Annotated in this window: 24 protein-coding genes; 19 read left to right on the plus strand and 5 right to left on the minus strand. The window is 65.8% G+C overall.

The genetic code is table 11. From position 1 onward, the window contains the following. The first annotated feature begins 50 nt into the window (after window positions 1-50). From FHW75_RS19205 to FHW75_RS19285, 17 genes are all read left to right on the plus strand, one after another. A complete protein-coding gene (locus tag FHW75_RS19205; protein ID WP_016713959.1) occupies window positions 51-584 on the plus strand; it encodes a response regulator in 534 nt (177 codons plus the stop codon). A gap of 60 nt (window positions 585-644) precedes the next feature. After that, the gene (locus FHW75_RS19210; RefSeq protein WP_025754868.1) at window positions 645-2,318 is read left to right on the plus strand and encodes a GspE/PulE family protein; all 1,674 of its coding nucleotides are present in this window, start codon (window positions 645-647) and stop codon (window positions 2,316-2,318) included. Continuing rightward, on the plus strand, window positions 2,302-3,081 hold the full coding sequence (locus FHW75_RS19215; RefSeq protein WP_019097069.1) for a hypothetical protein: 780 nt from the start codon (window positions 2,302-2,304) through the stop codon (window positions 3,079-3,081). The genes FHW75_RS19210 and FHW75_RS19215 overlap by 17 nt, the downstream gene beginning before the upstream one ends. Before the next feature lies 1 nt (window position 3,082). Beyond that, entirely contained in the window at window positions 3,083-3,625 is a 543-nt protein-coding gene (locus FHW75_RS19220; RefSeq protein WP_019097068.1) for a pilus protein, read from the plus strand. Beyond that, entirely contained in the window at window positions 3,612-4,172 is a 561-nt protein-coding gene (gene pilO, locus FHW75_RS19225) for a type 4a pilus biogenesis protein PilO (RefSeq protein WP_019097067.1), read from the plus strand. The genes FHW75_RS19220 and pilO overlap by 14 nt, the downstream gene beginning before the upstream one ends. Further along, a complete protein-coding gene (locus tag FHW75_RS19230; protein ID WP_025754867.1) occupies window positions 4,172-4,681 on the plus strand; it encodes a hypothetical protein in 510 nt (169 codons plus the stop codon). Before pilO ends, FHW75_RS19230 begins: the two co-directional genes overlap by 1 nt. Continuing rightward, window positions 4,678-6,543: a secretin N-terminal domain-containing protein gene (locus tag FHW75_RS19235; RefSeq protein WP_084297538.1), complete on the plus strand. Its 1,866-nt coding sequence runs from the start codon at window positions 4,678-4,680 to the stop codon at window positions 6,541-6,543. The genes FHW75_RS19230 and FHW75_RS19235 overlap by 4 nt, the downstream gene beginning before the upstream one ends. Continuing rightward, a complete protein-coding gene (locus FHW75_RS19240) occupies window positions 6,540-7,019 on the plus strand; it encodes a type II secretion system protein (RefSeq protein WP_016713966.1) in 480 nt (159 codons plus the stop codon). The genes FHW75_RS19235 and FHW75_RS19240 overlap by 4 nt, the downstream gene beginning before the upstream one ends. 5 nt (window positions 7,020-7,024) lie before the next feature. Continuing rightward, window positions 7,025-7,399 (plus strand): type II secretion system protein, encoded by a 375-nt coding sequence (locus FHW75_RS19245; protein ID WP_019097064.1) that lies wholly within the window; start codon window positions 7,025-7,027, stop codon window positions 7,397-7,399. Next, the gene (locus FHW75_RS19250; protein ID WP_019097063.1) at window positions 7,374-7,901 is read left to right on the plus strand and encodes a type II secretion system protein; all 528 of its coding nucleotides are present in this window, start codon (window positions 7,374-7,376) and stop codon (window positions 7,899-7,901) included. Before FHW75_RS19245 ends, FHW75_RS19250 begins: the two co-directional genes overlap by 26 nt. Further along, window positions 7,898-8,293, plus strand: a complete 396-nt coding sequence (csgE, locus tag FHW75_RS19255; RefSeq protein WP_019097062.1) for a curli production assembly/transport protein CsgE — start codon at window positions 7,898-7,900, stop codon at window positions 8,291-8,293. The genes FHW75_RS19250 and csgE overlap by 4 nt, the downstream gene beginning before the upstream one ends. Beyond that, window positions 8,290-8,703 carry a curli assembly protein CsgF gene (locus tag FHW75_RS19260; protein ID WP_016487339.1) on the plus strand — a complete coding sequence of 138 codons (414 nt, stop codon included), beginning with the start codon at window positions 8,290-8,292 and terminating at the stop codon, window positions 8,701-8,703. Before csgE ends, FHW75_RS19260 begins: the two co-directional genes overlap by 4 nt. A gap of 34 nt (window positions 8,704-8,737) precedes the next feature. After that, complete coding sequence (locus FHW75_RS19265) at window positions 8,738-9,589, plus strand: CsgG/HfaB family protein (RefSeq protein WP_025754865.1); 852 nt, start codon at window positions 8,738-8,740, stop codon at window positions 9,587-9,589. A gap of 232 nt (window positions 9,590-9,821) precedes the next feature. After that, on the plus strand, window positions 9,822-11,732 hold the full coding sequence (locus FHW75_RS19270; RefSeq protein ID WP_183674264.1) for a sigma-54-dependent Fis family transcriptional regulator: 1,911 nt from the start codon (window positions 9,822-9,824) through the stop codon (window positions 11,730-11,732). Window positions 11,733-11,735: 3 nt separating this feature from the next. Further along, window positions 11,736-13,469, plus strand: coding sequence for an ABC transporter ATP-binding protein (locus tag FHW75_RS19275; RefSeq protein WP_183674267.1), 1,734 nt, complete (start codon window positions 11,736-11,738; stop codon window positions 13,467-13,469). Beyond that, window positions 13,459-14,136, plus strand: a complete 678-nt coding sequence (locus tag FHW75_RS19280) for a peptidase S8 (protein WP_025754863.1) — start codon at window positions 13,459-13,461, stop codon at window positions 14,134-14,136. The genes FHW75_RS19275 and FHW75_RS19280 overlap by 11 nt, the downstream gene beginning before the upstream one ends. Next, window positions 14,129-15,421 carry an NAD(P)/FAD-dependent oxidoreductase gene (locus FHW75_RS19285; RefSeq protein WP_183674270.1) on the plus strand — a complete coding sequence of 431 codons (1,293 nt, stop codon included), beginning with the start codon at window positions 14,129-14,131 and terminating at the stop codon, window positions 15,419-15,421. The genes FHW75_RS19280 and FHW75_RS19285 overlap by 8 nt, the downstream gene beginning before the upstream one ends. 11 nt (window positions 15,422-15,432) lie before the next feature. On the opposite strand, the gene FHW75_RS19290 is transcribed toward FHW75_RS19285, so the two are convergent. From FHW75_RS19290 to FHW75_RS19310, 5 genes are all read right to left on the minus strand, one after another. Next, the gene (locus tag FHW75_RS19290) at window positions 15,433-15,717 is read right to left on the minus strand and encodes a hypothetical protein (RefSeq protein WP_183674273.1); all 285 of its coding nucleotides are present in this window, start codon (window positions 15,715-15,717) and stop codon (window positions 15,433-15,435) included. 2 nt (window positions 15,718-15,719) lie between these two features. Then, entirely contained in the window at window positions 15,720-16,265 is a 546-nt protein-coding gene (locus FHW75_RS19295) for a cupin domain-containing protein (RefSeq protein WP_003248033.1), read from the minus strand. An 81-nt stretch (window positions 16,266-16,346) separates the two neighbouring features. Further along, complete coding sequence (locus FHW75_RS19300) at window positions 16,347-17,552, minus strand: MFS transporter (protein ID WP_084297535.1); 1,206 nt, start codon at window positions 17,550-17,552, stop codon at window positions 16,347-16,349. A gap of 82 nt (window positions 17,553-17,634) precedes the next feature. Then, window positions 17,635-18,168 carry a cytochrome b gene (locus FHW75_RS19305; RefSeq protein WP_019097055.1) on the minus strand — a complete coding sequence of 178 codons (534 nt, stop codon included), beginning with the start codon at window positions 18,166-18,168 and terminating at the stop codon, window positions 17,635-17,637. Continuing rightward, window positions 18,165-19,217: a catalase family peroxidase gene (locus FHW75_RS19310; protein ID WP_019097054.1), complete on the minus strand. Its 1,053-nt coding sequence runs from the start codon at window positions 19,215-19,217 to the stop codon at window positions 18,165-18,167. The genes FHW75_RS19305 and FHW75_RS19310 overlap by 4 nt, the downstream gene beginning before the upstream one ends. Window positions 19,218-19,341: 124 nt before the next feature. Between FHW75_RS19310 and FHW75_RS19315 the strand changes: the two genes are divergently transcribed. Next, on the plus strand, window positions 19,342-19,863 hold the full coding sequence (locus FHW75_RS19315) for a sigma-70 family RNA polymerase sigma factor (protein ID WP_019097053.1): 522 nt from the start codon (window positions 19,342-19,344) through the stop codon (window positions 19,861-19,863). After that, window positions 19,860-20,612: an anti-sigma factor gene (locus tag FHW75_RS19320; RefSeq protein ID WP_183674276.1), complete on the plus strand. Its 753-nt coding sequence runs from the start codon at window positions 19,860-19,862 to the stop codon at window positions 20,610-20,612. The genes FHW75_RS19315 and FHW75_RS19320 overlap by 4 nt, the downstream gene beginning before the upstream one ends. The last annotated feature ends 59 nt before the right edge of the window (window positions 20,613-20,671 follow it).

The raw sequence follows: 20,671 nt of genomic DNA on the forward strand, positions 1-20,671 counted from the left end.
AAGGGCGCACTTCGCAGACCGGGTAACCGGGCAGTACTTGGGAGTCGACCTTGGTGAACAGAGTATTGGTAGTCGATGACGAACAGACCCTTGCGCAAAACCTGCAAGCGTACCTGCAGGCGCAAGGCCTGGAAGCTCATGTTGCCCACGACGGTGCCAGTGGTATCCAACAGGCTGCAAGCCTGGCACCGCAAGTGATCGTGCTGGATTACCGCTTGCCCGATATGGAGGGTTTTCAGGTTCTGGAGGCCGTACGCAAGAACAGGCAGTGCCACTTCGTGCTGATCACCGCCCACCCCACTGTCGAAGTGCGTGAGCGGGCCGCCGAACTCGGTGTGAGCCATGTCCTGTTCAAGCCGTTCCCATTGGTGGAGCTGGCGCGTGCGATCTTCGACCTGATGGGCATCGAGCGCCGGCGCAGGGCCACGGACAACCCGGCTGAAGGGTTCGTCGAACGACGCCAGAACAGGAACGAATCGTTCCCCCTGCAGTTGTACGATGGAAGCTGGGTGTTGGCCGACCGCCGCCGTAATGGCGCCAAGCCCCCAGGGCCCGACGACGAACAACTGCTCGCAGGGGAATAGCGGCGCCCGCACCCCTGGCCGAGCCAGCCTGCGACGCGCCCCTGAGCGGAGTCGCAGGCCATGCCGCAAGCACGTGATGCAACAGTCTCAGCCTACCCCCGCGACCTGCTGGCCCAGGCCCGCCTGCAAGCCAGCGACGAGCGCCTGCTCAACTGCCTGGAACGCCTGGCCTGCGACACCCCGGCCACCTTCACCCAGCGCCTCGGCCTGACCCTGCACTACCCGGTGCTGGACAGCCACAGCCTGCTGGCCAGCACCCCGCGCTTCGACAAGGTGGCCCTGGCCCAGTGCCTGAAACGCGAATTCGTGCTGATCGAGCAGGGCGGCCAACTGCTGGGCGTGTTCGCCGACCCCTTCGACCCCGCCCGCCTGGCCTGGATCGACGATGTGCTGCAAGGCGCGCCACTCTACCTGGCCCACGCCGCCGAACTGGCCACCTTCCTGGCCCGCCACGAAGAAAGCTTCCACGCCGTCGATGCCCTCGACCATGACGCCGAGGCCAGCAGCGAAGGCGACCCGCTGCAACGCCTGTCGCTGGCCAGCATCAGCGAAGACCAGAGCCGCGTGGTCAAGCTGGTCAACTCCACCCTGTACGACGCCCTGAAGCTGCACGCCAGCGACATCCACCTGAGCATGACCGGCCAGGGCCTGACCATCAAGTACCGCATCGACGGTGTGCTCAACGGCGCTGGCAAGGCCAGTGGCAGCGCGTTTGCCGACCAGGTGATCTCGCGCATCAAGGTCATGGCCGAACTGGACATCGGTGAAAAGCGCGTCCCCCAGGACGGCCGCTTCAAGGTCGCCGTGGGTGACCGGCAAATCGACTTCCGCGTATCGATCATGCCCAGCATCTTTGGCGAAGACGCCGTGCTGCGGGTGCTCGACAAGCAGGACTTGTCCGACCGGGTCAGCGGCGTGCAGTTGCAGGCCCTGGGCTTTGCCGACGAGACCCTGCGCGCCCTGCGCCGGCTGGCCGCCGAACCCTACGGCATGATCCTGGTCACCGGCCCCACCGGGAGCGGCAAGACCACCACCCTGTACGCCATGATCAGCGAGATCAACCACGGTGTGGACAAGATCATCACCATCGAAGACCCGGTCGAGTACCAGTTGCCCGGCGTGTTGCAGATTCCGGTGAACGAAAAGAAGGGCCTGACCTTCGCCCGTGGCCTGCGCTCGATCCTGCGCCACGACCCGGACAAGATACTGGTGGGTGAAATCCGCGACCCGGACACTGCCCAGATCGCTGTGCAGTCGGCACTCACCGGCCACCTGGTTTTCACCACCATCCACGCCAACAACGTGTTCGATGTGATTGGCCGCTTCAGCCAGATGCAGGTCGACCCCTACAGCTTCGTTTCCGCGCTGAACGCCGTGCTGGCCCAGCGCCTGATCCGCCTGGCCTGCCCGCACTGCGCCACGCCCTGCGAACACGATGACGATACCCTGTATGGCTCGGGCCTGACCCGCGAAGGCGTGGCCGGCTGGAAGTTCGTCCGCGTGCAGGGCTGTGGCCAGTGCCGTGGCAGTGGCTACCGCGGCCGCAGCGCCATCGCCGAACTGCTGCACCTGGACGACGACCTGCGCCAGATGATCGTCGAGCGCCGCCCCCTGTCGCAAATCAAGACACTCGCCTGCCAGCGCGGCCTGCGCCTGCTGCGCGCTTCGGCCCTGGACCTGGTCCGCGATGGCCGCACCACCCTCGAGGAGATCAACCGTGTCACATTCATCTGATCGTTTCTGCGCCGTGCTCGGCGCCGAGGGTGTCGGCTTGGGTTGCTGGCACAAACACCAACACCAGTGGCTGGGCAGCCGCGAGTTCAGCTGCGACGGCGCCCAACCGGCCTGGGAAGCTGCCGTCGACGCATTGGCCGCGCTGCTGGCCGAGCATGCTGTACGTGGCGCTCAACTGCGGGTGCTGCTGTCGGCCCGCTACAGCCGCTTCTGCTTGGTGCCCTGGAGTGACGCCATCGGCCATCCACGCGAGCTGGACGCCTATGCCCGGGCCTGCTTCGAAAACCTCTACGGGCAGCCGCTGGACGACTGGCGCATCGTGTTGTCGCCCGAGCCTGCCGGTGCCGCCCGCATCGCCACGGCGCTGCCTGATGCCCTGCTGCAACGGTTGCAGGGGCTGGGCCGGGAAAGTCGCCTGAGCCTGCGCTCGGTGCAACCGTACCTGATGGCCGCCTACAACCGCTGCTCGTCACAACTGGCGCAGGGTGACTTCCTGTTCGTGCTGGCCGAGCCGCGCCGCAGCGTGCTGCTGCTGGCTGCGGGTGGCGCCTGGCAGCAAGTGCTGGCGCAAGGTTGCGCTGACAGTGACCAAGCCCTGCAAGCGCTGATCGAGCGCACCTGCGAGCTGTATGGCGAGCACCTGCCCCGGGTGTACCTGCATGCCCCAGGCCGGGGCGACGTGCCGCAACTGGCGGCGGTGCAGCTGTGCCAGCCGGCCAGCGAAGCCGACCCGTTGTGCGCCATGTGGCGGGCGGTGGCCTGACATGCGCCGCCTCGAACTGGAATTCCAACCCCGGCGCAGCGGCCCGTTGGCCTGGTCGCTGCTGGCCTTGGGCAGTGCCCTGGTCGCAGGCCTGGTACTGCTTCAGTACACCTTGCAGAACGAGCAGGTCGAGCTGGAAGACAGCGTGCACAGTCTGGAGCTGCAACTGGGGCGCCGCCCGGCCACTGCCGCTGCGCAAAGCACGGCTGCCAGCCGTGAGCAGGCCGAGCGCCTGGCGCAGATGCGCAGTGTGTCGCAGCAATTGCAACGCCCGTGGCAGCAGTTGTTCGCCATGCTCGAAGCCATGCCGCAGGACGATGTCGCACTACTGGGCCTGACCCCGGACGCACGCAAGGGCCAGGTCCGCATTGCCGCCGAGGCACGCAACCTTGAGGCGATGCTGCAGTACCACCAGCGCCTGGAAGCCAGCGACGAGCTCAGCGATGTGTCGCTGCTCAACCACGAGGTGTTGGCCGCGCAGCCTGAGCACCCGGTGCGCTTCACCCTCACCGCCACCTGGGAGACCGGCCATGCGCGCCCTTGAGCTGAACAGCCTGATCCTCCAGGAGCGTCTGCGTCGCGTTGGCCCGGTCGGCTTGGCGGCGGTGGCGGTAGGCCTGCTGGCCTTGGGCGTGGGGTGCGCCGGGGTGCTGCCGCAGTGGCAGAACGTGCGCGAGCTGCGTGCAACCGAGGCGGATGCCAGCGTACAGGTGGAGCGGGTCAAGCGTGGCGAGCTGAAAATCGCCGTCAAGCCCGAGCAGCAGGCGCTCGACAGCCTGCGCCAGCAGCTGCCGGGCCAGCCCCAGGCCAGCGAGCTGATCGAGCGCCTCTACCACCTGGCCAGTGCCGAGCACATCAGCCTGGCCCGTGGCGAGTATGCCTTGGGCATCGACCCCAAGACCCAGCTGGCGCGCTACCAGATCGTGCTGCCGGTGCGTGGTAGCTACCCGCAGATTCGTGGTTTTCTCAAGGGCCTGCTCAAGCAACTGCCGACCCTGGTGCTGGAGGACCTCGAGCTGCAACGCAAACGTATCGGCGATAGCGAGCTGAATGCCCGCCTGCGCATGACCCTTTATCTGTCGAGGTCGTGATGAACACACTACGTGCAGTCATCTGGGCCGGCTTCCTCGGGGTGAGCGCGGCGTTGGCCTGGGCACCGGGACACTGGTTTGGCCAGGACGACGGCGTCGCGGCCTTCTCGGGTAAACCCGTTCCCACAGGGACTGTGGGCGCCGCCGAACCTGTGGGCGCGGCTTTAGCCGCGAAAGGGCCGGAACAGGCCTCCAGAGACCTGTTCCCTAAGCAGCAGTGGACCAAACCCCAGGCCGTGGCCACCGTCACCGAACAACCTGTGGTCGCCGCGCCGGTCGTGGCGGCAGCCCCGACCGCCCCTGAGCTGCCGTTCCAGTTCATCGGCCGCATGGGGACCAACGACGACCTGCAAATCTTTTTGCAGAGCGGCGAAAAACTCTACGTCGTGCGCCAGGGCGACGTGATCGAAGACACCTACCGCCTCGATCGGGTATCGGCCGAAGAGCTGAGCCTGGTCTACCTGCCTTTGCATCAGTCGCAGACTTTGTCTGTAGGGAGCGCACCATGAAGTCGTCAAAGCTGTGCAAGCCTGCTCCGTTCCTGCTTTTGGCGTTGTGCGTGGCCATAGCCGGTTGCGGTTCCAGTGCGGTACGCAAGGACAGCGACCAGTTGATGAAGGAGGGCCAGTACGAAGCCGGCATCGCCCGCCTGGAAGAGGCCTTGCGCGATGACCCGCGCGACACCGAGCTGAACATCGCCTTGGCCCATAGCCGGCAGGCCGCAGTCGAGGCGCTGATCACCCAGGCCGATGCCGACCGTATCCGCCATGACTTTGCCAATGCCCGCATGGGCTACGGTCGGGTGCTGACCCTGGAACCGAACAACCGCCGCGCCCAGGAAGGCATCCGCCAGCTGGAGCTGATCCGCACCCTCGACGAGCGCGTGGCCTTGGGCCAGGCGGCGTTGCGCCAGGGCGACCTGTTTGGCGCCGAGCGCTACATGCGTGAAGTGCTGCGCCTGGACCCGCAAAACCAGAAGGGCATTACCCTGCGCAGCGACATCGAGAACGTCCAGGCGCGCACCGCACAGCCGTACCCGCAGCTGCGCAGCAAGCTGGAGCGGCCAGTCACCCTGGAATTTCGCGATGCCAACCTGAAGACCATCTTCGAAGTGCTGTCCCAGGTCGCTGGCATCAACTTCATCTTCGACAAGGACATGCGCCCGGACATGAAGGCCACCATCTTCGTGCGTGAGGTGCGCATCGAGGATGCCGTGGCGCTGCTGCTGGAGCAGAACCAGCTGCGCCAGAAGATCGTCAACGACAACACCGTGATGGTGTACCCCGACTCGCCGCAAAAGACCAAGGACTACCAGGAACTGGTCATGCGCACCTTCTACCTGACCAGTATCGATGCCAACACCGCGCTGAACATGGTCAAGACCATGCTCAAGACCCGCGACGTGTTCGTTGACGAGCGCCTCAACACCCTGACCATGCGCGACACCCCGGACGCCGTGCGCATGGCCGAGAAGCTGCTGCAGTCGCAGGACCAGTCGAACCCCGAGGTGGTGCTGGAAGTGGAGGTGATGGAAGTGGCCACCTCGCGCATCCTCGACCTCGGCCTGCAATGGCCCAATACCTTCGGCGTGTTGAGCAACGATGGCAAGCCGGTGAGCGTGCTCGACCAGTTGCGTGGCATCGATTCCAGCCGCATCAGCATTTCGCCGGCGCCGCAGGCCAAGATCAACGCCCAGGACAAGGACATCAACACCCTGGCCAGCCCGGTGATCCGCGTCAGCAACCGCGAGCAGGCACGTATCCACATTGGCCAGCGCGTACCGATCATCAGCGCCACCTCGGTACCGTCCACTCAGGGCCCGGTGATCACCGAAAGCGTCACCTACCTGGACGTCGGCCTGAAGCTCGAAGTACAGCCCACCGTGCACCTGAACAACGAGGTGGCGATCAAGGTGGCGCTGGAAGTGAGCAACGCTACCCCGCTGGAGGCCACCCGCCAAGGCACCATCCCGGTCCAGGTCGACACCCGTAACGCCCAGACCAGCCTGCGCCTGCACGATGGCGAGACCCAGGTACTGGCCGGCCTGGTGCGCAACGACCACAACGCCAGCGGCAACAAGATCCCGGGGCTCGGCGATATCCCGGGCCTGGGCCGGCTGTTCGGCAGCAACAAGGACGACATGAGCAAAAGCGAGCTGGTGCTGGCCATTACCCCCCGCATTGTGCGCAACCTGCCCTACCAGAGCCCGTCGGACATGGAATTTTCCACCGGTACCGAGTCGGCCATGCAGGTACGCCAGATGGCACCGCTGCCACCCATGGACGTACCCGGCAATGCGCCGACCACCGACGCGCCAGTGGTGGACAGCCAGATGGCGGTCGTCCCGGCCAACGGGAGCCCACGCCCATGAAAGCGCAGCGCCGCATGCAGGGTTTCAGCCTGATCGAGGTGGTGCTGACCCTGGCACTGCTCGGGCTGCTGGCCAGCATGGCCGCGCCGCTGACCGAAACCGTGGTGCGCCGCGGCAAGGAGCAGCAACTGCGTGAAGCGCTGTACCAGATTCGCGATGCCATCGACGCGTACAAGCGGGCTTTTGACGCGGGCTACATCGAGAAGCGCCTGGACGCCAGTGGTTACCCGCCAAACCTGCAGGTGCTGGTTGACGGCGTGCGTGACGTGCGCAGTGCCAAGGGCGCGAAGTTCTACTTCCTGCGGCGCATCCCGCACGACCCGCTGGTGGCGGCCAAGGACAGGGACGAAGGCGCTTGGGGGCTGCGCGCATACGACAGCAGCCCCGACAACCCCCGCGAAGGCGAAGATGTGTTCGATGTGTACTCCAAGGCCCGCGGCAAAGGCCTCAACAACATCCCTTACGGGCAATGGTGACAGCCATGAAACGCAGCAAAGGCTTCACCCTGATCGAGCTGCTGGTGGTGATGGCAATCATCGCCACGCTGCTGACCATCGCCATGCCGCGCTACTTCAACAGCCTGGAAAGCTCCCGCGAGGCCACCCTGCGCCAGAGCCTGGCGGTGCTGCGCGAGGCGCTGGACCACTACTACGGCGACACCGGCCATTACCCGGATTCGCTGGAGCAGTTGGTAGAACAGCGCTACCTGCGCAACACCCCGGTCGACCCGATCACCGAGCGCAGCGACGCCTGGCAGCTGGTGCCACCGCCTGAAGGCGTGGCTGGCGGCGTGGGCGATATCAAGAGCGGTGCCACAGGGAGGGCGCGCGATGGCAGCCTCTTCGCTGAATGGTAAGGCCAACGGCGGCTTTACCTACCTGGGCGTGCTCTTGCTGATTGCAGTCAGCAGTGTGGCCTTGGCCGCCACCGGCACGCTCTGGGCCAGCGCCGCCCAGCGCGACCGTGAACGCCAACTGCTGTGGGTGGGCAGCCAGTACGCCCAGGCCCTGCGCAGCTACTACCGCGCCTCGCCGGGCCTGGCCCAGTACCCGCAAGACCTGGTCGACTTGCTGCAGGACAACCGCTTTCCGCAGGCCAAGCGGCACATTCGCAGGCTGTACCCCGACCCCATTACCAACAGCGACGAGTGGGGCCTGCTGCGCTCGATCGACGGCCGCATCACGGGAGTGCACAGCCGCTCGGACGCCACCCCGTTCAAGCGCAGTGGCTTCAGCGCCGAGTGGACCGGTTTCGAAGGGCTGGAACACTACAGCGACTGGCAGTTCGTCGCCGAGCAGGCCTTCAGCGAAGGCGCCGATGGTGTGCAAACCCACAGCGGCCCGGGAGACACGCCATGAATACCCTGGCCGCACTCTGCCTGAGCATGCTGCTGGTGTTGGCCACTTCGGCCAAGGCCTCGAGCGAGGACGAGATGCAGGGCTTCATCGTCGACAACACCATCTCGCACATCGGCCACGACTTTTACTACTACTTCGCCGACCGCCTGCGGGCCACCAGCCGCCTGGACTTCAACCTGGTGGTACGCGAACGCCCGGATGCGCGCTGGGGCAGCCTGGTCACCGTGGAGTTCGAACGTGAGGTCATGTACCGCCGCTTCCTGCCCCCGAACACCACCGAGCTCAAAGACGAGGCCGTTGCAGCCGCCGACCTGGTCAAGCAGCAGATCATTCAACGCAAGCTGCAACGCCTGCTACAGGACACCACCGACTTGGAGAGGGACGAGCTATGAACCACCGCATACCCCGCTGCATCGCCGCCTGCCTGCTGGCCAGCGCCTGTGCTGCCCAGGCCACCGAGCTGGTGTACACCCCGGTCAACCCGGCCTTTGGCGGCAACCCGCTCAACGGCACCTGGCTGCTGAACAACGCCCAGGCGCAGAACGACTACGACGACCCCGACCTCAAGGACCGTGCCTCGGCCTTTACCGGCACCACGGCCCTGGAGCGTTTCAGCAACCAGCTGGAGTCGCGGATGTTGTCGCAGTTGCTGGACAACATCAGCAATGGCAGCACCGGCAGCATGGCGACCGATGCGTTTCTCATCGACGTCATCGACGATTCCGGGGCCTTGAGTATCAAGGTCACCGATCGCGCCACAGGAGAAATTTCGATCATTGAGGTCAGCGGCCTGAACCCCTGAGAGGGAAGGGCTTTTATGTTGGGGAGAGAACACCATGAAACGTCTGCTGAGCACGCTGCTGATCCTCACCGCCCTGGGCCTGCAAAGTGGTTGCAGCCTGCGCGAACCCATGTCGGCTGAACAGGACTCGGAAACCCCGACCCTGACGCCGCGCGCCTCGACCTACTACGACCTGATCAACATGCCACGGCCCAAAGGCCGGCTGATGGCCGTGGTGTACGGCTTCCGCGACCAGACCGGCCAGTACAAGCCCACCCCGGCCAGCTCGTTCTCCACCAGTGTCACCCAGGGCGCAGCCAGCATGCTGATGGACGCCCTGAGCGCCAGCGGCTGGTTCGTGGTGCTGGAGCGTGAAGGGCTGCAGAACCTGCTGACCGAGCGCAAGATCATCCGTGCTTCGCAGAAAAAACCGGATGTACCGGAAAACATCATGGGCGAGCTGCCACCGCTGCAGGCCGCCAACCTGATGCTGGAGGGCGGCATCATCGCCTACGACACCAACGTGCGCAGCGGCGGCGAGGGCGCCCGTTACCTGGGGATAGACATCTCACGCGAATACCGGGTGGACCAGGTAACCGTCAACCTGCGTGCGGTGGACGTGCGCACCGGGCAGGTGCTGGCCAATGTGATGACCAGCAAGACCATCTACTCGGTTGGCCGCAGTGCCGGGGTGTTCAAGTTCATCGAGTTCAAGAAGCTGCTGGAGGCCGAGGTGGGGTACACCACCAACGAACCGGCGCAGCTGTGCGTGCTGTCGGCGATCGAGGCGGCGGTGGGGCATTTGCTGGCACAGGGGATCGAGCGGCGGTTGTGGCAGGTGGCGGGGGATGTGGGGGAGGGTAAGGCGACGGTGGACAAGTACCTGAGCCAGAATCAGCAGCCGTGATCGGGTTTGGAGGCCTCTTCGCGGGTAAACCCGCTCCTATTGAGCGGGTTTACCCGCGAAGAGGCCGGTGCAGGCAACGTAATAGCCCACGCGGCTTCATCCCTTTACGTAAACGTCACCATATGCCACCTTCTACCGCAGCCTGATGACGGCCAGGGATTTCTCCCGCACACTGCGGAAAATTCCCAAGCCCGTTCCCCGCCACCTTCGCGGGGTACAGCCGGAGTAGAAAATGGCGCGACAACTCATAACAAACGCCCAAGACCCGCTGCACGAATCCCGACAGGCACGCCTGAAGCTGGCCAGCGAGGGCGAGCTGCCGCTGGGCATGCTGCGCGACGAGATTGACGCGTCCTGGCGCCGCAGCCTGGGCCATGGCCTGGATTGCCTGCAAGGCGAGCAAGTCGGCCTGGGCCTGGAGCAGGGCCATGACCTGCGCATGCTGCTGGAGCGCAACCGGTTGCTGGTCGACGCCGTTACCCCCGAACTGGACTACCTGGTCGCACGCCAGGGCAAGTCTGGCATCGTCATCCTTGGCGATGCCAAGGCCAATGTGCTGGCCATCGAAGGCCAGACCCACGTGCTCGGCCGCGAGGGCCTGCGTGATCTGCACCCGGGCAGTTGCTGGAGCGAATCGCTGCGTGGCACCAATGCCATCGGCACGGCCGTGGTTGAAGGCCGGCCAACGCTGATCAACTGCGGCGAGCACTACCTCGACCGCCTGAGCCCGTTCTCCTGCACATCGGTGCCCCTGCGCGACCCGCGTGGCGAGGTGATCGGTGTGCTCGACATCACCCGCGAAGGGGTAATGGCGCAGCCACAGGACAGCCTGACAACGCTGATGCTGGCCGCCGGCAACATCGAAAGCCGCATGTTCGGTCTGTGCCACCCCGAGCAACTGGTGCTGGCCTTCCACAGTCGCCCGCAATACCTCAACAGCGCCTGGCACGGCCTGCTGGCACTGAGCCTGGACGGTGAAGTACTGGCAGCCAACGACGGTGCCTGCCAGCTGTTGCAGATGCCACGCCATGAACTGATCGGCCGGCGCAGCGCAGACCTGCTGGGCGAGCGTTCACCAGCGTTTATTGCACGCCTGTGGCAGGGCGGGGTGAGCAGTGTGCAGACGGCCAAGGGCGAGTTCTACTTCCGCGCCTTGCAGCTGCCACGGCATGGCCGGGTCAATGGCAGCGCGCCGGCAAGCAAACCGACGCTGGGCAAGCAGTCGCCCGCACTCGACGCATTGGCGGGTGGCGACCCGCGCCTGGCGCGCAACCTGCGCATGGCCCGACAGGGGCTGGGCAATGGCCTGCCAGTGCTGCTGCTGGGCGAGACCGGTACCGGCAAGGAAGTGGTCGCCCGGGCCTTGCACCAGGCCAGCCCGCGCGCCGACAAACCGTTTGTGGCCGTCAACTGCGCAGCCATCCCCGAAGGCTTGATCGAGTCAGAACTGTTCGGCTACCGCGAGGGCGCCTTCACCGGTTCCCGCCGGGGCGGCATGGTCGGGCGGTTGATGCAGGCCCATGGCGGCACGCTGTTCCTGGACGAAATCGGCGACATGCCGCTGGCCTTGCAAGCGCGCCTGTTACGGGTATTGCAGGAGCGCCGGGTGGCGCCGTTGGGGGCGGGCGACGAACAGGACATCGATGTGGCGCTGATCTGCGCCACTCACCGTGATCTCAAGCGCCTGGTACAAGAGCAACACTTCCGCGAAGACCTGTACTACCGGGTTAACGGCGTGTCGCTGCGCTTGCCGGCCCTGCGCGAGCGGGATGACCTGGCCGCGATCATTCAGGGGTTGCTGGACAAGTCCGATGCCCGTGGCGTTACGCTGGACCCGGCATTGGCTGCCTTGCTGGAAGGCTTCGACTGGCCGGGCAACATCCGCCAGCTGGAGATGGTGGTGCGCACGGCGTTGGCCATGCGCGAGAACGGCGAGCAGGTACTGACCCTGGATCACCTTACCGATTGCCTGCTGGACGAACTGGCCAGCAGCACCGCGCCCTCTGGTAGCCTCAAGGACAACGAGCTGGAGCAGATCCGCAGCGCGCTGGCGCGCCACCAAGGCAACGTTTCGGCTGCGGCCGAGGCGCTGGGGATCAGCCGGGCGACGCTGTACCGCAAGCTCAAACAGTTGCGCGGCTGAACCATGGGCCCCCTGTTCGCAAGGCTGGTGGAGTCCAGCGACCCTGTACTCATGCGCCAGGCATTGGCCTGGCTGTATGGTTTCGTGCGCCCGCACCGGCGCGCCATCGGCCTGTTGCTGGGCCTGTCGCTGGGCGCCTCGCTGCTGGCGTTGGCGCAGCCCTGGCTGGTCAAGATGCTGATCGACGAGGGGCTGCTGGCCAAGAATTACCAGACCCTCTGGCACATGGCGGCGATCATGATCGGCGCAGGCCTGCTGGGCACGGTGCTGGCCGGGGTCAACCGCTACCTGCACACGCGCCTGTCGGGGCGCATTCTGTTCGCCCTGCGCGATGACCTTTACCGCCACCTGCAACAATTGTCGCCAACGTTCTACGGGCGGCGGCGCATGGGCGACATCCTTTCGCGGCTGGACGGCGACGTGGCGGAGATCCAGCGCTTTGCCGTGGACTCACTGTTCTCGGCGGTGTCGGCGGTAATCGGCCTGGTGGGCGCGGTGGCGCTGATGCTGATGCTGTCGTGGCAACTGTCGTTGCTGTTGGCGCTGTTGGTACCGATCGAAGTGCTGTGGCTGCGCTGGATGCGGCGCAAGGTGGAGCGCGAAGTGCGCAACCTGCGTGAGCGTTCGGCGGATGTGTCGTCGTTCCTGGTCGAGACCTTGCCGGCGATGAAGTTCATTCAGGCGTCCGGGCAGCAAGGCCGCGAGGCAGGGCGCCTGGACCAGCTTGGGCAAGGCTACATGCGCCAGTTGCTGAACGTGCAGGTGACCGAGTTCTTCACCCAGGCCATCCCCGGTACGCTCACCTCCTGGTGCCGCGCTTGTGCGTTCCTGGTCGGCGGCTGGTGGGTGATCCAGGGTACTTGGCAGTTGGGCGCGCTGATCGCTTTTTCCACCTACATGGGCATGGCAGTAGGGCCGGTGCAGAGCCTGCTGGGCCTGTACGTAGCGGTCCAGCGCATGGCCGTGAGCCTGGGGCGGGTGATGGAACTGAAGCAGGAGGTTGTGGCCGTGCGCCCGGCGAGCAACCCGAAACCGATGCCCGATGGCCCCGGTGAGCTGCGCCTTGAAGGCCTGAATTTTGCTCATGAAGGGCGCCAAGGTGCGGTATTGAAGAACGTGCAGGTGTGTGTGCCGGGCGGGCTGAAGGTGGCCATCAGCGGTGCCTCGGGGGTGGGGAAGTCGACCCTGATCGACCTGTTGCAGCGCTTCTACGACCCGGACGCCGGGCGTATCCTGCTGGATGGGACTGACCTGCGTGACCTGGACCTGGCCGCGCTGCGCCGGCGCATTGCGGTGGTCAGCCAGGACATCGTGCTGTTCCGTGGCACCTTGGCGCAGAACCTGGCCTACGGCGTACCTGAAGCCAGCCGTGCAGAGCTGGAACGGGTCGTGCGCCTGGCGCGGCTGGACAGCCTGGTCGAAAGCCTGCCACTGGGCTTGGACGGCCTGCTGGGCGAACGTGGCCAGCAGTTGTCCGGCGGGCAGAAACAACGCATCGCCATCGCCCGCGCAGTGTTGCAGGCCCCGGCGATATTGGTACTGGACGAAGCAACGTCAGCAGTGGACGAAGCCACCGAGCGCGAAGTGATCGCGGCCATCGACCAGCTTTTCGCTGGCCGCACGCGCATCCTGATCAGCCACCGAGCTTCGACACTGGCCGATGCCGACCTGCACTTGCAACTGCATGATGGCCAGTTGCAGGTGCTGGCGCAGGAGGCAATCAAACATGCGCACTGACGTGCGTGTTGGCATCATCGACAGCGGCTGCTCGCCGGAGCAGGCCAACGGTTTGCTGGCTGCGCGCCGTTTCTGGCTGGAAGACGGCCAGTTGCGTGAAGGAGAGGTGCTGCCCGACCAGTTGGGGCATGGCAGCGCGGTGCTTGCCGGTGTGCAGCGTGAGGCTGGGCCGGTGCCGCTGTTGGTGGCCCAGGTGTTCAGTGCCCAGGCCAGTACCAGTGCCTTGCAGGTGGCGGCCGCGCTGCTGTGGCTGGTGGAGGCGGGGGCTACCTTGGTCAACCTTAGCCTTGGCCTGCAGCAGGACCGCCCTGTGCTGCACCAGGCTTGCGCCGAAGCGTTGGCAGCGGGTGTGCTGTTGTGCGCATCCAGCCCGGCGCAAGGCGGGGCGGTGTATCCGGCCAGCTACAGCGGGGTGATTCGGGTGACCGGCGATGCCCGCTGCGCTCCGGGCGAGTGGTCGTGGCTGGGTACCCGGCAGGCGGACTTTGGCGGTTACGTGGGCATGGGCGGCAGGGCGGGCGCGAGCCTGGGCTGCGCGGCCTTGAGCGGGAGGATTGCAGCGTTGTTGCGTGACGAACCGGGCATGGATCGCCAGCAGGTTTATGACAGGCTGCGCAGCAATGCGGCGTATACCGGCCCCGAGCGACGAGGTGTTGGCCATGCCTGAACCGCGGATTGTGGTGCTGGGTGCTGGCCCAGCGGGTGCTGCCACGGCCATCGGCCTGCGCCGGCTGGGCTACTCAGTGACGGTGGTGTCGGAGTGGCGCCGTTTCGCGGCAGTTGAAGGGGTTTCGCAGCGGGTGCTGGAGGGCTTGCGCCATGCAGGCCTTGGCGGGGCCTTGAGCCGGGCGGCCATGCCGGCTACCCGGCAGGTGCACTGGAATGGCCAGCACCTGCAAATGAACCAGGAGTTCTTGCTGGATCGACAGCGTTTTGACCGGGCGCTACGCGACGGCCTTCAGCGTGCCGGCGTGAGTGTGGTCGAAGGGCGGGTGCGCGAGGTTGTGCACGAGGGCAGTCATCACGTACGCCTGGATGATGGGCAGGTGCTGATGGCTGACTTCCTCGTCGAAGCCCGAGGCCGTCAGGCACCACTGGCACCGGACCGGCTGCGTGGACCGGAAACGGTCAGCCTGCTCAATGTGTGGCAGGGTAGCCCGGGGGCGCCTGCGTCGGCGGTGGAAAGCCTGGAGGATGGCTGGGCGTGGATGGCGCGGTTGGAGGATGGCCGCTGTTACTGGCAAGTCACCCTTGACGCGGCCGGGCTGCCGGGCAAGGCTGCCTTGGGGGATTACTGCGTGGCGCGGCGAGCCTGCAGCGCGCTGGTTGCCGAGTTGTTCGATGCCCGGGCGCGGGTTCCGGCACAGGTGCATGCACGCAGCAGCACTGCAATTCTGGCCGGCGAATGTGTCGGGCAGGACTGGATTCGGGTCGGCGATGCGGCGATGGCCGTTGACCCGCTGTCGGGGAACGGGATTTTCCAGTCACTGTCTTCGGCGTTACAGGCGCCGGTCGTGATCAACACCTTGTTGCGCAAACCCGAGCGGGCTGCATTGGCGCGGCAGTTTCACCAGCAGCGGGTCGAGCAGCTGTTCTTGCGCTTTGCCCGGATCGGGCGGGATTTCTATGGGCAGGAGCAGGGGCGTGCAGGGCAGCCGTTCTGGGCTCGGCGGCAAGGTTGGCCGGATGCGCAGCCGTTGCATGCGCCTGCAGATTGGAGCGCAGTGCGGGTCGAGCGGCGGCCTGTATTGCGTGACGGGTGGGTGGATGAGGCTGAGGTGGTAGTGACGGCGGATCAGCCGTTGGGGGTTTGGCATTTGCAGGGGGTGGAGTTGGCGCCTATCGTGCAGAGGCTACATGGCGGGCAAGCACTTGAGGTAGTGTTGCCAGGTCTTCTGGATGAACAGCGAGTGATGGTGCGGCACTGGCTGCGAGAGCAAGGTTTTGCGTGAGATCGCCGGCCCTATTGCAGGCAAGTCAGCTCCCGGAGGCTGAGCAGGTCGACCAGGTTGGTGCCGTAGCGCTGCCAATCTTCTAGCCCGGCTTGCTGGCCGCCCGGGGTATGGCAGTGGACGCAGTGTGCAAGGCCTTCGGCATCCAGGGCCAACATCAATCGCCAACCTTGAATGCTCACATCGACCAGGCTATCAGCGTGGCGTGCACACACTTCAAGTGTGTGCACGCCCAAGGCTGCGTTGCGCAGGCATTGATAAATGTCGCGCGTGTTCAGCGAGGCCCGTTGCGGCAAGGTCAGAAATTCGCCGGGGTGTTTGCGCTGATGATCTCGGCCTCGTCCGGGCCAATGTTCTTGAAACTGTGCGGCAGGGTAGTGGGAATGTAGTAGCCATCGCCCGAGTTGAGGACGCTGACCTGGCCATCGACCCACAGCTCCACGGTGCCGCGAGTGACCAGGCCACATTCTTCGCCCTCGGCATGCACGATCGGCTCGCCCGAGTCGGCGCCGGGGGCATACAGTTCGCGCAGCATGCGCATCTGTCGGCCTTCGACACTTGCACCGACCAGCAACATGCGCAGGCCGTTGCGGCCCAGGTCGGGCTGTTCGCCACCCCGGAACACGTAGCGCTCTTCACGCACCGGCTCGTCAAAGCTGAAAAACTCCGCCAGGCTCATGGGAATGCCTTCAAGCAGTTTTTTCAGGGAGCTGACCGAAGGGCTGACGCGATTCTGCTCGATCTGCGAGATCGTCGAATTGGTCAGCCCGCTGCGACGGGCCAGTTCCCGTTGGGAGAGGTTGTTGCGTTCACGCACCAGTTTGAGTCGCGTCCCCGTGTCCATAGCCGCCTTGTAATCAGAGGTGTCAATAATAATGAGCGATGCGCATTAAAACACACTCTGCTCGCTTGCGCGCTGTGCTTGTCAAAGCCGCTGTTCACGCGGCATCGGCCACAACCCGACCAGCAACAACAGCACGGCCACGGCCAGGAATGGCAAGCGCGGATCGAGCGCATACACCAAGGTACCGGCCAGCGGCCCGATCACGGCGCCCATGCCTTGTGCCGCGCCAATGGAGCCGGCTGTAGCACCTTGTTCAGACGCCTGCATGGCATTGGCCGCCAGCGCTGAGAACGACGGGAAGACAAAGCCCATGCCGGCTGCCGCGACGAAGTAGCACGCCCATAGCCAAGGTGCGGTAGCCGCGAGCGAGCCGCAGGCAAAGCCTATGGCCGAAACCGTGGCGCCTACCCGGATCATTTTCAGCGGCGGCCATTCCAGCTTGCGCAGCAGTATCTGCGACAGCATCAGCGCCACGCCTACGGTAGTCAGCGCGATGCCGGCGGCCTGGGCCGCTTCTGCCGGGACCAGGTGCAGGCGGTCGAGGGCGAAGAAACCGACGACGATCTGCGACACGGTGACACTGAGCATGGCGCTGAACGCCACCAGCAAGGGCCGGCGCAGGCGCGGGTCGCCTAACCGCACCGGGCTGGGGGCGTGGCTGTGGGGCAGGGCCTGCGGCTTGAGGGCGAACAGCAGCACAAGGAAGGCGCTGGCCGGCAGCAGTGACATGATATGGAATGGCAGGCTAAGGCTATGCCGCGCCAGTAGCGCAGCCAGCGCTGGCCCCACCACCAGGCCGACGGCGTTGGCCGCCCCTAGCGAGGCCATGGCGCGCGCGCGCCGCTGCGGCTCGACATGGTCGGCGATCAGTGCGTTGCAGCCTACCGGGATGGCGGCATAGAAAGCGCCGATACAGCCGCGCGCGACCATCAGGCCGAAGAAGGCCAGGGTTGCCCCCGGCATGAAGCGCAGTGCGCCTTCGACGAACAGGCACAACAGCCAGTACGCCAGGGTGAACCCGGCAGTGCCCAGCAACAGAATGCGCCGGCGGCCCAGGCGGTCTGAAGCCCGGCCCCAGGGCCGGGCCAGCAGCACCCAGACCACGCCGGCCACCGTTACGGCGGCGCCGGCCTGCCAGGTGGCCATGCCGAGTTGGCGGGCGATCGGGCCGATCAGGGCGACGAAGGCCATCATCGACATGGTACAGGCCATGTTGGCCAGCAGCAGTGGACGCAAGTCCAGCGTGCTGGCAGGTAGAAAGGTTGCAGAATCCTTTGCGACGTTCATGGGCAGTCCAGGGTAGTGCGGCAAGTGAAGCCGATCTTATTAAGAACGGTTATCGTTTGTCGAACCCCTGGGCTGCTGCCGGTCAGTCGCTGCGACGCAGGGGGCCAGGCCACATGCTACGCAACACGCCGTCGCGGCGCACCCATGCGTGCATCAAAGCCGCCGCCACATGCACCAGCACCGTGGCGAACAGCAGGTAGCCAGCCCAGCCATGGGCCTGGCGCAGCACGGCATACAACTGCAGGTTGTGCGGGGCGATGGCGGGCAAGCCCAACGGGCGAGGGTAGTCGCCGGCCGACAGCATGGCCCAGCCCAGCAACGGCATGGCCAGCATCAGGGCATAGAGCAACAGGTGCGAGGCCCCGGCGGCCCGGCGCTGCAGTGTCGGCAGCGCCTGCGGCAGCGGCGGGTGAGGCACGGCCAGGCGTACAGCGATGCGCAGCACGACCAGTACCAGCAGGGCCAGGCCGGTGGCCTTGTGCAGGCTGATCAGTACGGGGTGGTGCGGTGACAGGTCGGCGACCATGCTTACGCCGATGAACAACATGGCCAGGATCAGCACGGCCATCAACCAGTGCAGCAAACGGGCGAACGGGTGGAAGGCTTTGGGTCTCATGGCTGGGCTCCGGTGCTGAGCGATTCACGGCTGCGGCGATTGAACGATTCCGAATAGGCGGCGGAGCGGGCGGCGAGAATCGGGTCGCCTGACGCCTCGATGCCGTGCGGCAAAATCAGCGGGTCGAAGTTGAGATCACGGCAGGCCCCTTGTTCCGGGGCATCGACGTGCTCCAGCACCAGGGTGCCGGCGTCTACGCTGCGCCGCTCGGTGGGCCAGGGGCGGGCAGGATCGTCCACTGCATCGCCCGGGTCGGCCAGCACCAGGCGCAGCGTCCAGCGCAGCGGGGCTTGCGCCAAGCGCTGCTGCAGGTCGTGTTGCAGGAACTGCTTGTCATCTACTTGGGCAGGCAACGCGGCAAACGCGGCTTGTGGCTCGAGCTGCCAGCGCACCGGGTGGGCCACCCCGGCCGAGTCGATCAGGCGGAAGGCATTGATGCTGTGGTATTGCGTGCTGGCGAAGCTGTCGCTGGGCTTGTAGCTGGCCGCCCATCGGCGAAACGCCGCGCTTTCCGGGTGGGCAGCGAAGAACGCCTGTAGCCTGGCGGGGTCCGGCTTGTGGGTGGTCGGATCTGGTGCGCTTGCCAGCACTTGCTCGTAGAACGCTTGTGGGGTGCTGACCGCCAGCACTGGCGGGTTATTCATGCCGGTGCGCCAGACCTGGCCGTCGTCGGTGCTCAGCTGAATCGCCAGGCTACGTACCGGAATGCCGGTGTCCGGGGCAAATGGATTGGCGCCGCCGATGGCGAAACGGCCGATCACCGGCACCCGGGACTGACTGAATGCTCGCGCCGTGGACAGCTTGGCGGCTTGCCCGCTGGCCTGGAAGTAGCCGCTGACGCACAGGCCTTTTGCGTGGTTCTTGCGGTAGCCTGGGTAATGCCCGGCCTGGGCTTCGAAGGTGTCGATGATGCGCTGCGGCGTCAGCCGGCTTTCGCCGAGCCAGCCGGCGGCATAGGCAAAGCCGGCGCCTGTGGCCAGCATCACGGCGCCGATGGCAGCCAGGCGCAACGCTTTGGCCGGGCCGTGCAAGGGTGAGTTCATGGTCATCGTCCGGTTGGGGGAATGTGCCGGTACGACGGCTCAGGGAAAAACTTATTCCATCGGCGGGAATAGAATTTGCTGCCAGGCGTCTGCCTTTTACACTGACAACTTCAAAGGCCGGGACTTTGCCATGCACGATCTGGACGACCACCAGTGGCGCGAGCTGCTGGCCCGCCTGCGCCGCTTTGCCGTGTGGCTGACCCGCGAGCCGGGCAGCGCCGACGACCTGGTGCAGGCCACGGTCGAGCGGGCCTTGAGCCGGCGTGACCAGCAACGCGATGCTGATGCGCTGCGCGCCTGGCTGTTCACCATTCTTTATCGGCAGTTTCTCGACGGTAAGCGCCGCGAGCGCCTGCATGCGCGCTGGTTGTCCTGGTTCGGCCGCGCCGAGCGTGACGAGGAGCCGGTTGGCGACAACCTCGAAGCCATCGTCCTGGCCCAGGCCGACCTGCAGGCGTTTGCCCGGCTGTCGGCAGAGCAGCGCGCCCTGTTGTTGCTGGTCAGCATCGAAGGTTTGAGTTACAAGGAGGCCGCCCAGGCCTTGGGCATCCCCATCGGCACTGTGATGTCGCGCCTGTCGCGCGCGCGCAATGCCTTGCGCGAACTGACCGAGGGCAACCCGCAGCCCCCGGCCTTGCGGAGACTGAAATGACGCGCCTGATCCCCAGCGAAGACGAATTGCACGCTTACGTCGATGAGCGCCTTGGGCCTGTGCGCCGGGCCGAGGTGCACGCCTGGCTGGCGGCCAACCCACAGGCTGCGGAGCGGGTGGAGGGCTGGCGTGCCGATGCCCGTCGGTTGCGTACCGCGTTGGCCGGGTTTGGCGAAATGCCCGGGGCCGCGCAACTGGACGTTGGGCAGTTGCGGCGGCAATTGCGCCAGCGTCGTCATCGGCGTTGGGCGACGGCGGCGGTGGTGATGCTGGCATTGGGTGTGGGAGGGCTGGGCGGCTGGCAAGTGCGCGATGCCACCCTGGCGCGGGTCGAGCTGCCCATGGCCGATGCCGTCCAGGCACACCGCTTGTTTGCCGGCAGCCAGGCGCTGGATATCCAGGCCAGCGACCCGGGGCAGTTGCGCGACTGGCTGGGTCGGCACTTCAGCCGCGTGGGTCAATTGCCGGATCTGGCGGGCTATGGCTTCAAACCGGTAGGCGCTCGCTTGCTCAGCAACGAGCAAGGGCCGGCGGCACTGCTGGTGTTTGAAGATGGCAAAGGCCAGCGCATCAGCCTGTTCCTGCGTTCACCGGGCGAGCTTTATCGGCGCATGCCGGACGGGCAGCGGGTCGATGGGCAGCTGGAGGCGAGGTATTGGTCGCATGGGGCTTACAACTTTGCCCTGGTCAGCGCGGCGGACGATGTGCGCGGGGCGGGGGTGGGGGAGGTGTTGCGGCTGGGGTTGTGAGTGGTGAGAACTGGGTCTTGTAGTGTTTGTGAGATCGAGCGCCGCCCGCGCGGCGCTCG

It is taken from the genome of Pseudomonas sp. OG7 (assembly GCF_014192825.1).
GTDB lineage: Bacteria > Pseudomonadota > Gammaproteobacteria > Pseudomonadales > Pseudomonadaceae > Aquipseudomonas > Aquipseudomonas monteilii.